The sequence below is a fragment of the Halomonas sp. MMSF_3323 genome (assembly GCF_030733595.1).
GTDB classification, from domain to species: domain Bacteria; phylum Pseudomonadota; class Gammaproteobacteria; order Pseudomonadales; family Halomonadaceae; genus Halomonas; species Halomonas litopenaei.
On the sequence record NZ_JASHIT010000006.1, the window covers coordinates 53,891 to 68,348 of the forward strand.

6 protein-coding genes are annotated in these 14,458 nt (G+C 63.8%); 4 read left to right on the forward strand and 2 right to left on the reverse strand.

All coding sequences use genetic code 11. The features are described 5' to 3' along the window. Positions 1-135: 135 nt before the first annotated feature. Complete coding sequence (gene rraA / locus RBB39_RS04315) at positions 136-621, reverse strand: ribonuclease E activity regulator RraA (protein ID WP_045994927.1); 486 nt, start codon at positions 619-621, stop codon at positions 136-138. A 709-nt stretch (positions 622-1,330) separates the two neighbouring features. On the opposite strand from rraA, the gene RBB39_RS04320 reads away from it, so the two are divergent. Then, positions 1,331-6,286, forward strand: coding sequence for an Ig-like domain-containing protein (locus tag RBB39_RS04320; RefSeq protein WP_306168852.1), 4,956 nt, complete (start codon positions 1,331-1,333; stop codon positions 6,284-6,286). 193 nt (positions 6,287-6,479) lie between these two features. Here RBB39_RS04320 and acnB read toward each other — a convergent pair whose 3' ends face one another. Beyond that, a complete protein-coding gene (gene acnB, locus RBB39_RS04325) occupies positions 6,480-9,083 on the reverse strand; it encodes a bifunctional aconitate hydratase 2/2-methylisocitrate dehydratase (RefSeq protein WP_045994929.1) in 2,604 nt (867 codons plus the stop codon). 251 nt (positions 9,084-9,334) lie between these two features. Here acnB and RBB39_RS04330 point away from each other — a divergent pair, with 251 nt between their 5' ends. The 3 genes from RBB39_RS04330 to RBB39_RS04340 are packed head-to-tail and all read left to right on the forward strand — an operon-like array spanning position 9,335 to position 14,381. Further along, the gene (locus RBB39_RS04330) at positions 9,335-9,808 is read left to right on the forward strand and encodes a DUF1289 domain-containing protein (RefSeq protein ID WP_045994930.1); all 474 of its coding nucleotides are present in this window, start codon (positions 9,335-9,337) and stop codon (positions 9,806-9,808) included. Continuing rightward, entirely contained in the window at positions 9,805-10,437 is a 633-nt protein-coding gene (locus RBB39_RS04335; protein ID WP_045994931.1) for a tRNA-(ms[2]io[6]A)-hydroxylase, read from the forward strand. Before RBB39_RS04330 ends, RBB39_RS04335 begins: the two co-directional genes overlap by 4 nt. Before the next feature lie 32 nt (positions 10,438-10,469). Further along, positions 10,470-14,381 (forward strand): AAA family ATPase, encoded by a 3,912-nt coding sequence (locus RBB39_RS04340; RefSeq protein ID WP_045994932.1) that lies wholly within the window; start codon positions 10,470-10,472, stop codon positions 14,379-14,381. Positions 14,382-14,458 lie beyond the last annotated feature (77 nt).

Here is a 14,458-nt window from a genome sequence, read left to right on the forward strand (position 1 = left end):
AAAGTGTGCCGTTGGACGTGGGTAGCAGGAGCAGGGGGCGCTGCGCGCCGAGGACCCACCGAGTGAGCAATGGCGTCAGTGGTGGGGGTCACAGGACCCCCGGCGGTCGGTGGACCAAGGAAGAGCGATGGCCCGTCAATCGAGTTCGAGGCGGGACTCGGCGACCAGAATGCCGTTGTTGTCGGCGTAGACCCATTGGCCCGGTGCGAAGTCGACACCGGCGAAGGCGACGGGAACATCACGCTGGCCTTCGCCGCGCTTCTCGCTCTTGCGTGGGTGGGCGCCGAGGGCCTGGATGCCCAGATCGGTCTCCGCCAGGATGTCCACGTCGCGCACGCAGCCATACATGATCACCCCGGCCCAGCCATTGCCGGCCGCCTGTTCCGCGAGCATGTCGCCGAGCATGGCGCAGCGGGTTGACCCGCCTGCGTCCACCACCAGCACTGCGCCGTCTCCTGGTTCGGCGACCGCCTGCTTGACCAGCGAGTTGTCTTCGAAGCACTTGACCGTTTTCACCGGGCCGAAGAAGGCCTCCTGGCCCCCGTAGTTGACGAAGATCGGGTCGCACACCGCCACCTCTGGGTAGGCGTCGCAGATATCGGGCGTGACAATCTGGGTCATTGGAGCGTCTCCGTGGCTAGTCCTGGCATGATGCCACAGGTGTCGATGTTATCCAGCCCCCGGGGGATGACGGGCTGAGGAGGTCGAGCGTGGGAATGGATTTCGGTGATCTCTGATAAATTGTGCGCGAGTCGTCAAATCGGTCGTTGAAAAGTGGCGTCGTTTCACCGGCTTGTCCACGTTCAGCCCAGAGATGTGATCGATGCCTTGGCGAAGCGCCCTGGCAATCCGCCTGATCCTTTTTCCACTGAAGGTACGATGACTTGCCTGGCACCCGAGTGCGAGTGCATGTCGTTGGCCTCCATTCGTTGGTGGTGAGTTGCTCTCATGATTCCGGCATCAGACCGGCGCTGATCTTTCGTGATGCTGGCGAATCGATAGCGGGCCGGGCCGAGGGTCGGTCGTGCAAGGCCGGTACTATGCAGCGCTGTAAGCCGCGGGGGAAGCCGGAGATGCCAGCGCGAGAGCGGTGTCGCCAGACTCGCCCCTTGAATCCAAAGATCCGTTGCGGATAAGGGGATCTTGAGGTCATTGCCGATTTCCGCATAAGCCATCGGCGATGACCAAGTTCGGTCGTCGCAATGCCAGCCGTCCGCATATCTTTGGCCAGGTGAAAGGCGTCACTCGGCCAAGCTCCAGTCGTGCGTTGATCGTGCAAGCCGCGGACCCGGCGTCTTTCCTTCTTGGCATCGACACAGGGGATGGCGTCATGGCGAACCAGAGCAGTGATTTCAGGGTGGATGAGGCGGGGCTGGATGACGGCACCCGGGCGGGATCCGTTGCGACCTCGGTAGGGGGCGTCTATGAGCGGCCGCCCGGAGGACAGATCGAGGGCTTTGTCGTCAACGGTGTCGACCTGACCGGTGGCGGCAGCCTCAGCGGTGCCTTTGGCACCCTGACGGTGGCGGTGGACGCCCAGGGCAACTATCGCTGGGACTACCAGTTGACCGACAACTCTGACGATCACCGTTCCCAGGGGCGCGGCGACGAGGGCATCAACGATCCGTTCAAGGTGGAAGTGAACGGCGGAAGCCAAGGGGTGCAGACCGACAATCTGCGGATTTTCGTCAAGGATGACGTGCCCGATGCCACCGCCACGGCACCGAGCTCGGTGGCCGAAGGGGAGGTGGCGCGCGGTACCTGGTCGGTCAATGCTGGCGCCGATGGTCTGCGTGAAATGCGCGTCTACGTGTCGGAGGAGATCGGCTTCTACCGTCTGGACACACCCATCGAGTTGTCGGTGGGCACCCTGATCGTGAACTCCGACGGTAGCTGGGAGTTCGAGGCCAGGGACGGGCTCGACCAGACCACCCATCCGGAGCTCGAGTTCACCCTCAGGCCCATCGATAACGATGGGGACCGCGGACGGGCGAAGGTCACGGTAGAGATCACCGACGCCAATGTCCCCACGACGCCAACGAGCGATGATGACCCCTACACCCGGTCTCCCTCGGTGGTGGTCGACGAGGACGGCCTGGCTGGGGGCAACCCCGGAGGCCCTGAGGACGTGGCCGGTGAGGCCACCAGCGCCAGCGCGCGGCTTGGCTATGACTTTGGTGCCGATGGACCTGCCGCCAGCGGGGCCTTCTACTGGACCACGGACGGCCTGCCGACCAATCTGCAGAGCCAGGGCAGCGCCGTCGTCTACGAGGTGTCGGCCGACGGCCTCAGCCTGACCGGCCGTGACGAGGTGAGCGGCGAGGCCGTGTTCACGGTGGTGCGCGCAGATGACTCGGATCTGGTAACGGTGTCCCTGCTGCGCCCGCTGGATCACTTCGCCACCGGCACCGAGGACGACATCGATCTGTCTTTCGGCTACGTGGTGAAGGATGCCGATGGCAGCGAGGCCAAGGGCTATCTGGCGGTCACCGTCGACGACGACACCCCAGTGGTCGTCGACGACTATTCCAGCGCCGGGTCCGGCGAGTCGGTGAACGCGGATGTGCTGGCCAATGACAGCCCGGGCGCAGATCTGGGGCACCTGGTCAGTGCCGAAGTGGTATCGGGCCAGGGGCAGGTGGTGATCAATGACGACCAGACGCTGACCTTCACCCCCGCTGATGATTTCAGCGGCACCGCCCGCATCAAGTACAAGGTGCTGGACTGCGACGGAGACCCGATGGTCGGCCACTGGACCGTCAAGGTCGAGGACACCGATGGCAAGCCGGTGACCAGTGATGTGCATCGCATCGTGCTCGATGAGGATGGATTGCCAGGGGGTAATGCCGGCGGCAATGGCGACGTGGTCGGTGAGCCGTTCAGCGCCGTGAGGGACCTCCAGATTGACTTTGGTGCCGATGGACCGGCGGCGGGAGGCGGCTTCGCCTGGAGTGCGGACATCGCGCTGACCGCAGGCCCCCAGAGCCCTACCGACGACAATCCTCGCAGTGATCTCGATGGCCTCACCTCCCAGGGTAGCGAGGTGAGCTTTGAGGTGGTCGATGGGGGGCGTGGCCTGATCGGCCGCAACGAGGCAGGCGAGAGTGTCATTACGGTGAGTCTGGAAGACGGCTCGGACGTGGCTCGCGCCGTTCTGCATCGACCCATCGATCATCTGCGGCCGTTCAGCGAGGACAATATCTTCCTTGGTCTGTCCTACACGGTCACCGACGCCGACGGTGACACCGCTCAGGGGCAGCTCGAGCTGCTCATCGATGACGACACCGCAGAGACCGAGGATGACAGCTCGGTATCCGACAATGGTGCTGCGGTGACCCTGGACGTGCTGGCCAATGATGCCGTCGGCGCCGACGGTGGCCGCGTGACAGCCGCCAATGTGGTGGGAGACAGCGAGGTTACCGGCTCGGTAGTGCTCAACCAGGACGGCACCCTGACCTTTACCCCCGACCCCGGCCAGAGTGGTGTGGCCACCGTGCGTTACACCCTGACCGACGGCGATGGCGACCCTCGCTTTGCCGAGTGGACAATCATCGTGGACGCCGACGGTACCCCGACGACGCCGAGTGGTGATGACGTGCCCGTGGCAGTGGTCGATGAGGATGGCCTGGCGGGAGGTATCGCGGGGGGTATCGACGATGTCGCGGGTGAAGCGACTCAGGTGGCCGGAGTGCTTGGCTACGATGCCGGCACGGACGGCGCCGGCGACTTCCGCTGGTTGGCCCCGAGTCCGAGTGGGCTGACCTCCGGGGGCATGCCGGTCATGTTCTCGCTCAGCGGCGATGGTCGCCAGTTGGTGGGTAGCGCAGGCGGCAGCGTCGTCTTGACGGCGGTACTGACCAATCTGCTCACGGGTGCCTATCAGGTCACCCTGGCCGGTCCGCTGGACCACAGCGACCCTGGCTCCGAGGATGACATTGATCTGACCCTGAACTACGTCGTCAGCGATAGTGACGGCGACGAAGCCCAGGGCAGCTTGAATGTCGTGGTCGACGACGATTCGCCGCTGGCGGCGGACGACGCGGCAAGCGCGAGCGGCGGCGCGCCGGTGGTCATCGAGGTGCTCGACAACGATCAAGTGGGTGCCGATGGGGCAAGCGTGACGGCGGCTGCGGTGCGTGGAGGAGACAGCGTCGGTACGGTAAGCGTGAACACCGACGGATCGCTGACCTTCGTCCCCAACCCGACCTTTGGCGGGCAGGCGGTGATCGATTACACCCTGACCGACAACGATGGGGATAGCGCCGAGGCCGAAGCGACGGTCAGCGTCGAAGGTCCTGCGGACGAACTGGTGGTGGGGGACAACGACGACGATAACGAAGCGACAGGGGCCGGCGGCGACGTGCTGATCGGTGATCGAGGTGGCCTGGAGGCGGTGCTGACGCCGGCCACCAACTACAATATTTCGCTGATTGTCGATACCACCGGCAGCATGGTGGTGCCGTCGGGGACACCAGGCCTGAGTCGACTCGAGCTGGTTCAGGCGGCGCTCAAGAACCTGTTGACCGACCTGGTGGCCCATGACGGCCAGATCAATCTGCAGATCGTCGATTTCGGCACCAATGCCGTCGATCATATCGTCATCGACCTCAGCAGCGCTGACGATATCGCCAATGTGGTGAGCTTCATCGACGGTTTCAGGGCGGAGGGCGGCACCAATCTGGAAGCCGGCATTCGCACTGCATCTGGGTGGCTGGCGGCGCAGGACGCCGATCCCCAATTCGCCGATTTCGAGGACCTGAGCTTCATCCTGACCGATGGTGGGCCCACACACTACACGGATGATGCCGGACGCACGGTGAGCGCCACAGCGATCGACGCCACCGCCATCAAGGAGGCCGCCGACGCCTATACCGAGCTGGCCGCGCTCAGTAGCGTGCGAGCGGTCGGCATCGGTGACGCGACCAGGGAAGATGTTCTCGAGTTTTTCGACAATACGGATGTGTCGGGCACCGGGGCGCTGTCTTACCAGGGCACCGTGGTCGATGGTGTCAGGCTTGCCAATTTCACGCGCGGTTCGACGGACGCGCTGAGGGTAGAGACCTGGACCAAGGTCTCCGACGCCAACACGGTGGCGGCCCAGTTCGGGGGCAAGTTGCGGATCAGGGACAACGCCAATGACGACCAGGCGGCGGAAGTGGTCAGTACCTCTTTCTTCGTCGATGACGATCCCGATGACCAGCTGTACACCTCGCTGCTGTTTCGCTACAGCACCAGTGTGTTCAGTCAGTCGAACGATTCGATGGGTTATGTGGTCGAGGTGCGCGAAGGTGGCCAATGGCAGGAGTACGCCAGCAGTTCACTGACCTACGCCCCGAACTGGACGACGGTCGATACCGGCTTTCTCGAGACGGGGGAGTATCGTCTCCGGTTCCTGGTCGACAGCGGCAACCGCACCAACGACAGTCTCGATATCGATCAGATCCGACTGGAGCAGCGCCTGCTCGACGATGGAGACATTCTCGAGACCGGGCAGGTGGAGGTGGTCAATACCGCCGAAGAACTGGAAGCGGCCCTGTTTGGCGGAGGCAGCCAGGCCGAGTTGGCCGCGCTGGGCGATGATGTCCTGGCAGGCAACGAGGGAGACGATGTCCTGTTCGGCGATACCGTCAACAGCGATGGACTGTCCTGGGTGGATGGCGACAGTGGCGAGAGTTTCCAGGCGGGAGAACACGATGGCTTGGGCTATCTCGGCCTTGTCGAGTTCCTGAGGTGGAGCGTGAATGGTGGGGCGGAGCCGACGGATCAGCAGATCATCGACTACGTCAGGGACAACGTCGAGACCCTGGCTATCGCGGATCGGTCTGACGGTGGCAACGACAGCCTGTCCGGCGGTGCCGGTGAAGACATCCTGAACGGTGGCGGCGGCGGCGACCTGCTGATCGGCGGTGTCGATGATGATCTGTTGGTCGGCGGTGCCGGGGCCGATGTCTTCGCCTGGGAGTTTGGTGACGCGGGCAGCACAACGGCACCGGCGCAGGACACCGTGGCCGACTTCACCGTCGGTGAGTATGGCGTTGAGGCCGAGGCCGACCGGCTCGATCTTGCCGATCTTCTTCAGGGCGCCGACGAGGACAATCTGGCGGACTACCTTCAGGCCAGTCAGGACGGGGACGATACCCTGTTGTCCATCAGCAGCGAAGGCAACCTGGCGGCTGGAGGTGGCAACGCCGATCAGGTCGTTGTGCTTCAGGGCGTGCAGATGGGCGCAGACGGTGACGCCTTCCTGCAGAACCTGCTCGACGATGGTCAGTTGAGGGTCGAGTAAAGCAGGCGAGTAAAGCAGGCGAGGGAAGGTGGGGTGGGCGGTCAGCCGCCCGCCCAGTGACACGGCCTTTGCTGGCAAGGCATGAAAAAGCGCCCCGGGGAGTTGAACGCAACTCGCTCCCCGGGGCGCTTCCTTGTGATTCAAGGCTCGAGTCGGTCTGGCGACAGACTCGAGCCGTTGACCGTCAGATGATTCAGGCTTCCTGAGCCACCGGAATCACGTTCGAGGCGGCCTTCTGGTACTCCTCGATTTCGTGGAAGTTCATGTAGCGATAGATCTCGCCGGCCATGGCGTCGAACTCGCCCATGTAGCGGCGGTACTCATCGACGCTCGGCAGGCGACCTTCCACGGCGGCCACGGCGGCCAGTTCGGCGGAGGCCAGGAAGACGTCGGCGCCATCACCCAGACGGTTGGGGAAGTTACGGGTGGAGGTGGACACCACCGTGCTCTTGGCGGCGACGCGGGCCTGGTTACCCATGCACAGCGAGCAACCCGGCATTTCCATGCGCGCGCCGGCGCGGCCGTAGATGCCGTAGTAGCCTTCCTCGGTCAGCTGGTGCTGGTCCATCTTGGTCGGCGGGGCGAGCCACAGCTTGGTCTTCAGGCTGCCGGCGGGCTGCTTCTCGAGCAGCTTGCCGGCGGCACGGAAGTGGCCGATGTTGGTCATGCACGAACCGATGAACACCTCGTCGATGCTCTGACCTGCCACCTCGGACAGCAGACGGGCGTCGTCCGGATCGTTGGGGGCACACAGCACCGGCTCCTTGAGCTGCTCCAGGTCGATCTCGATGACCTCGGCATACTCGGCGTCGGCGTCGGCGCGCATCAGGCTGGGGTCGGCCAGCCACTCTTCCATGGCCAGGATGCGACGCTCGATGGTGCGCTTGTCACCGTAGCCATTGGCGATCATCCACTTGAGCAGGGTGATGTTCGACTTCAGGTACTCGGAGACAGAGTCTTCGGACAGGGTGATGGTGCAGCCCGCCGCGGAGCGCTCGGCACTGGCATCGGACAGCTCGAAGGCCTGCTCGACGGTAAGATCCTCGAGGCCCTCGATCTCCAGCACGCGGCCAGAGAAGGCGTTCTTCTTGCCGGACTTCTCGACGGTCAGAAGCCCCTTCTGGATGGCGTAGTAGGGAATGGCATGGACCAGGTCACGCAGGGTGACACCAGGCTGACGCTTGCCCTTGAAGCGCACCAGGATGGACTCCGGCATGTCCAGCGGCATGACACCGGTGGCAGCGGCGAAGGCCACCAGGCCAGAGCCCGCCGGGAAGGAGATGCCCATCGGGAAACGCGTGTGGGAGTCACCGCCGGTGCCGACGGTGTCCGGCAGCAGCATGCGGTTCAGCCAGGAGTGGATGATGCCGTCGCCCGGGCGCAGCGATACGCCGCCACGGTTCATGATGAAGTCCGGCAGGGTGTGGTGGGTTTCCACGTCCACCGGCTTCGGGTAGGCACTGGTGTGGCAGAACGACTGCATCACCAGATCCGCCTGGAAGCCCAGGCAGGCCAGGTCCTTGAGCTCGTCACGGGTCATCGGACCGGTGGTGTCCTGAGAGCCGACGGTGGTCATCTTCGGCTCGCAGTACATGCCGGGACGCACGCCTTCCAGGCCGCAGGCCTTGCCGACCATCTTCTGGGCCAGGGTGAAGCCCTTGCCGGTGTCCTTGGGCTGCTCGGGCAGACGGAAGACGTCGGACTGCTCCAGACCCAGCGTCTTGCGGGCGTTGTCGGTGAGACCGCGACCGATGATCAGCGGGATACGACCGCCTGCGCGGACTTCGTCGAGGATGACCTGAGTCTTCAGCTCGAAGGTGGAGATCACTTCGTCGGTGTCGTGACGGCAGACCTTGCCTTCATAAGGGTAGACGTCGATGACGTCGCCCATTTCCATCTTCGACACATCCATCTCGACCGGCAGGGCGCCGGCGTCTTCCATGGTGTTGAAGAAGATCGGGGCGATCTTGCCGCCGAAGCAGAAGCCACCGGCACGCTTGTTGGGCACGTTGGGGATGTCGTCGCCGAAGAACCACAGCACCGAGTTGGTGGCGGACTTGCGCGAGGAACCGGTACCCACGACATCGCCGACGTAGGCGACCGGGAAGCCCTTGGCCTTGACCGCTTCGATCTGCGCCATGGGGCCCTTGGTGCCGGGGACCTCGGGCTCGATGCCGTCACGCTCGTTCTTGAGCATGGCGTTGGCATGCAGCGGAATATCCGGACGTGACCAGGCGTCGGGGGCCGGGGACAGGTCGTCGGTGTTGGTCTCGCCGGGCACCTTGAACACGGTCAGGGTGATCTTGTCGGCCAGTGCCGGCTTGGACAGGAACCATTCGGCGTCGGCCCAGGACTGCATCACGTCCTTGGCCACCTCGTTGCCGGCCTTGGCGCGGTCGGCGACGTCGTGGAAGGCGTCGAACATCAGCAGGGTGTGCTTGAGCTGCTCGCCGGCTTCCTTGGCAAGCTCGGCATCATCGAGCAGTTCGACCAGGGTCGCGATGTTGTAACCACCCTGCATGGTGCCCAGCAGCTTGACGGCATGCACCTTGTCGATGAGCGGAGATTCGGCTTCGCCCTTGGCCAGGGCGGTCAGGAAACCGGCCTTGACGTAGGCGGCCTCGTCCACCCCGGGCGGAACGCGGTTGGTCAGCAGATCGAGGACAGTCTCTTCTTCTCCGGCGGGCGGCGCCTTGAGCAGTTCGACCAGTTCGGCGACCTGTTCGGCGTTCAGCGGCTTGGGGGGAATGCCTTCCTGGGCACGCTCTTCGACATGTTGGCGATAGGCTTCAAGCACGTGGGGGCCCTCATTGGTTTGTGGTGGTCACGCTCGAACGCGTCTCGCTCGAACGTGAGGGACACGCTGTCAACGGTGGCCGGGATTCTAGAATAAACTGTCGACAATGTTAAGAGAGCCCGTCATGACGGGCTTTGAACTTTGGTCGCCGAGGCCGGTTCGTGCCTATTCGACTGGGGTAGGGGTGTGTCCGCTCGAGGCAGGCGTTACCATGTGCCGATTCAATTTTTAGCACGATGAGGTGTCCGACGATGACCCAAGTTGTGGTGTCGCCCTGCGTCGGGCTGTGTTCGACCACGGTGGGCGATAACGTCTGCCGCGGCTGTCAGCGCCATGATCAGGAAATTCTGCGCTGGTTCTCGCTGGATGGTGAGGAGCGTGAGAGGCGGATCGGAGAACTGGACGCTCTGCGTATCGAGGTTGCCGCGAATTTCGTCGAGGTGATCGACGAAGACCTGCTGGAGCGCCAGATGCGACGCCATCGCGTGCGTTTTCGTTCGTCCCAGCCGGCGGCGTCGCGTGTGATAGAGCTGCTGAGGGTGGGGCGTGATCGTATCGGCGACCTGGCAGCCTACGGTATCGTGCTGCGCCCAGGTGTGCCGGACCAGCCTCAGCAGTTGTACGCCGCCATCAGCCAGGCCCTTCAGCAGGCCGCCGAACAACGTCGGACACTTCATCTCGAGTCCGGGCCCGATGGGGCCCAGCAATGGAAACCGCTTTCATGAATGTCACCATCAGCCCCGACCACGACACCTCGCTGCCTGAGGAGCTTCTCGATTTCCTGCCGTGTGCGACGCCGAATGCATGGGTCGAGTGGGCGCTGGACAATGAAACCCTGTTGTTGATCGATCACGCCCAGTGCGAGAAGAAAGCGGCGTCCACGGCCATGAGTCTGATGTATCGCTACGTGGATCACGTCGACCTGCTGACCAAGATGTCGCAATTGGCCCGTGAAGAACTTCTGCACTTCGAGCAGGTCGTGAAAATCATGCGCGCCAGGGGGATTGAGTACCGCCATCTCAGCGCATCGCGCTATGCTGAAGGACTGAGGGAACTGGTCAGGCGCGATGAGCCGGAGCGTCTGGTGGATGTGCTGATCGTCGGTGCCTTGATCGAGGCGCGCAGTTGTGAACGCTTTGCGCGACTTATTCCACATCTCGACGACGAACTTGCCAAGTTCTACCGAGGTCTGGTTAAGTCGGAAGGACGCCACTTCGAGGACTACATCACACTGGCGAGCCAGCTTTCAGACGCGCCGATAGAAGCGCGCATTGCGGTCTTCAAGGCCCGCGAAGAGCAACTTGTGACGACCCCGGACGTCGCCTTTCGATTTCACAGCGGTGTGCCGGCCTGAGGCCGATAGCACCGCCACGCAGGGACACCATCATGCGGGACGCCCAACACGATGCTTCCCAGATAACGGACCAGGACCACCTGGCACTCTTTGGGCACTTTTCCCTCAACCTGGGAGACGATGTCCTCGTTCAATTCAGCTACGACAAGGTCAAGGCGCTGCTGGTCTACCTGCTGCTGCATCAGCAGCCGGTCAACCGCGCGACCCTGGCCGAACTGCTGTGGCCCGACCAGGGGTTGTCCTCCGGTCGCACCAACCTGAGACATGCCCTTCACTGTCTGCGCCAGTCGCTGGGGGATGAGGCCGACAAGGTGTTGACGGTGTCGCGCCAGACCATCGCCTTTCAACTGCCGGCGCAATGGGGGTTCGATGTTCATGACCTGCAGCGGCTGCTGGAGGGTAGTCGTGACATCGACACCCTGGAAGAATTGCTGGGGTTGTATCGAGGCGACCTGGTGGAGGAGCTGCAGCTGCCGGCCTGTCCCGATTTCCAGCGTTGGCTGATTCAGGTGCGCAACGAGTGGCGCCAGCGGGTCATTCGCTTCGCCGAGGACGTGCTCGACCAGGAGGGCAGTATCCCCGATGCGCTGTTGCAGGAGCTGGTCAGCCGATTTTCCGGCTACGCTCCCTTTCATGAAAAGCTGGTGCGCCAACTGGCCGAGCAAGGCCAGATGGCGGCGGCGCATGAGCAGTACAACGCCTTTTTGCAGTTGCTGGCGCTGTCCGGGCAACAGCCAGACCCCAGTTTCCTGCAGTTGGCTTGTTACTGGTCCGACGGACAGCCCGAAAACCCGTCCTTGTCGCCCAAGGGCGCCTTCTCGCGGACCCTGGCGATGGACAGTCCGCCGCTCGGTGAAGAAGAGGTCGAGCACCGACAGCTGTCGGTCATGGCGATTCGCCTGACACTGGACGGCGACATGGGTAGCCGGGCCGAGACGCGGGCCTGTCTGGCATTGCAGATCGAACTGATGCGCTGGCTCGAGAAGCAGTGCCACCATCTGGGTGGCTTCTGGTTGCCCGGGGCCACGGGCGGGCTGGGGCTTGCCTGTTTCGGTACCCATGGGCCGGCGCATCAGCTGGCCGAACTGGTGGCCCTGTACGAACACTGTCGACGTCTGTTGGCGGAAGAGTCGCAGCGACACTGGACCGGTGAAGGGAGCCTGCCCCACATGACCCTGGCGGCGGGCCTGAACAGTGGCCAGGTGGTCTATCTGCCGTCGCGCCACCTGGTGGATCCACTGGGTCAGGTGACCCAGCGGGCACTCGACCTGATGAGCGCCGCCGAGGGCAGCGAACTCGTCATTTCTCAGGAGGCCAGCCAGCACATGCCGCCGGCGCTGGACCTGCAACCGAGGTTGTTTTCCCGGTTGGTGGCAAGCGACGGCCGAGTTCGCCTGCGTGCCCTGGTGCTGGGCACCAATGAGGGCGGCCGTGACGCGACGCCACCAAGCCTGGTGGGGCGCGAGAACGCGCTGCGCATGCTGCGCGACGCCCTGGCGCGGGCCGGTATCGGTCTGCGTCAGAGCGTGCTGGTGAAGGGGCCATCGGGGCTTGGCAAGTCGGCACTGCTGGTGGGGTTTCGTCACCTTGAGCAGAGTCGCGACGCCACCATCTGCTGGCAGCCCAACACCCGCATGTCGGTGCAGGAATCCTATGGTGTGGCGCGCCACCTGGTGCGCTGGCATCTGGGGGGCGAGATCGACAGCGAGGGCCTGGCCGCGTTGGTCGAGCGCCTGGGGCTAAGCGAGCTGGATGACGACGATATTCGTTGGCTCGAAGAGGCCATGGGTATTCGCGAACCTCACGAAGTCTCGCTGCTGGCGCAGAGCAGCGAGGCGGTGGAAGCGGTGGTGGCGCTTCTGCATGGGCTGATTCATGAGCTGTCACAGGAACGTCCGCTGGTACTGATGATCGACGACCTGCAGTGGGTCGACGAGCCATCGTTCAAGGTGCTGGCCGGCCTCCAGGCGCGGCTGCCGATCAACTGTCCGCTGTTGTTGATCGCCAGCCATCATGGTCGTGAATCCTTGCCCACCCGACTGCACTGGGATCAGCAGATTGCGCTTGGCAGGCTCGATGCCATGCAGTCATCGCGGCTGTTGACCCAGCTGGCTCGGCGCTATCGGCTGCATCTGTCGCCGCGCCTGCGAGGCCAGATCATCGAGCGCTGCGATGGCGTCCCGCTCTACCTGCAGGAGATCTGTCGTCGTCTCGACATGGACCGGCGGGAAGGGCGTAGCGTCCAGCTCGACGAACTGCCCCACGGCCTGCTTGGCCTGTTGACCAGTCGCATCGATCAACTGGATGGCGATCGCGAAGTGGCGCACATCGCTGCAGTGCTGGGTCGCCACTTCCGCTTCGACTTTCTGGCCGAGTGCAGCGGTTGGGAGCCGGAACGGCTGAGCCGGGCGCTGGAAGAAATGCGTCGACTCGAGATCATCGAGCCGTCCGATGGTGACGTGGGGGCGCGAGAATTTCAGTTCACCCACCAGCTGCTGCATGAGGCAGCCTATCTTTCCTGTCCGCGTGACGTGCGGGTCGACATGCATCGCCGCGTGGTTCAGTTGATCGAAGAACGTTTCCCGGTGTGGATCAGTCGTCATCCCGGTGACTTCGCCATGCACCTGCGGCGCAGCGGTCACTACGCTCGAGGCGCGCGCTACTTCGAGCTTGCCGCCCGGGAGGCGCTCAAGGTCAGTGCCAATCGCACGGCGCTGAAGATGGCCGACGCCGGCCTCGCCAGTCTGCGCCAGGTCGAGCCTCAGGCTGAGCGTGAAATCAGCCTGCTGACGGTGCGTGGTCAGGCCGCTTTCGCCCTGGAGGGGCATGGTTCGCCTACCGCCCACGAGAGCTTCGTCAAGGCACGCGAGCTGCTGGCTGAGTGCACCACCGATCTCGAGGATGAGGACGATCTCGAGCAGGCGTTCCTGGTCAAGTGGGGACTATGGGTTGGCTGCAGTCAGCGCAACGCCCACGCCGACGCCTTCCTGCTGGCCTCTCGGCTGAACGATCTCGCCTTGCGTCTTGAGGACCCGCGCTACCAGCGCCTGGCCGACTACGCCGGGGCAAGCTGTGAGTACTGGGCTGGCAGAATTCGCCAGGCCTATGACCATCTGGAAGAGCTGGATCCGCTGAACAAGCCGATGATGATCGAGTGGTTGCCGTTCTCTGACCACCCGCAGGTGGCGGCTGCCTGCTTCCAGGGATGGGCGCTGTGTCTGCGTGGCGACTACCAGCGGGCGGAACGCCATGTGGAATCGGCCATCCGCCTGGCGGAAGAGATCCATCATCCCGGCAGTCTGGCGATGGCCCTGATGTACGCCTCCGCGTTGTACCGCCAGCTTGGGCATGTTCACGAGGCGGCCAATCGGGCCCAGCGAGCGTATGAGCTCACCGGCAGCTCCGATCTGCACCTATGGCAGGTCGCCTCCCGTGCGGTACTGGGATGGCAGCAGGCGTTGGCGGGGAGTCGTGAAGGCCTGCAGCAGCTTCAGGCGGCCCACGAGGAACTGGCGGAAGTGACCGGCCGGGACCCGAGTCAGCGTCCGAACCTGTGGTACGTGGACGCCTGTCTTGCCATGGGGGAGCTGGAGCAGGCCGAAGACTATCTGGATCAGTGTCTGTTGATGGCCCGAGAGCGTACGACGCTGTTTGTCCCGGAGCTTGCCACCCAGTTGGCGCTGGTACGCCACCGCCTGGGTCGCGACGCCGAAGCGGTACGGACCCTCGCCGAGCAGGCGCGCACCCAGGCGGAGCGGGACGGCAACCTTCATCAATTGCTCGGGGCCCTGGAAGTCTGGCTGACGTGTGTCGATCCCGACGACGATGCGGTTCGAAGCGAGTTTCGCCGCCTGCTGTCCCAGGTCAGCCTGAGTGATGCGCCGGTGTTGATGCGCTGGCGAAGCCTGCTCGATCGTCGGGTATCGCAGACCACCGACGCTTGATGCGCTAGCTACCCCTTCACTGACGTCTCACCGACAAGACGACGCCCGACTGGCCAGTCGGGCGTTTCTGTTTCTAC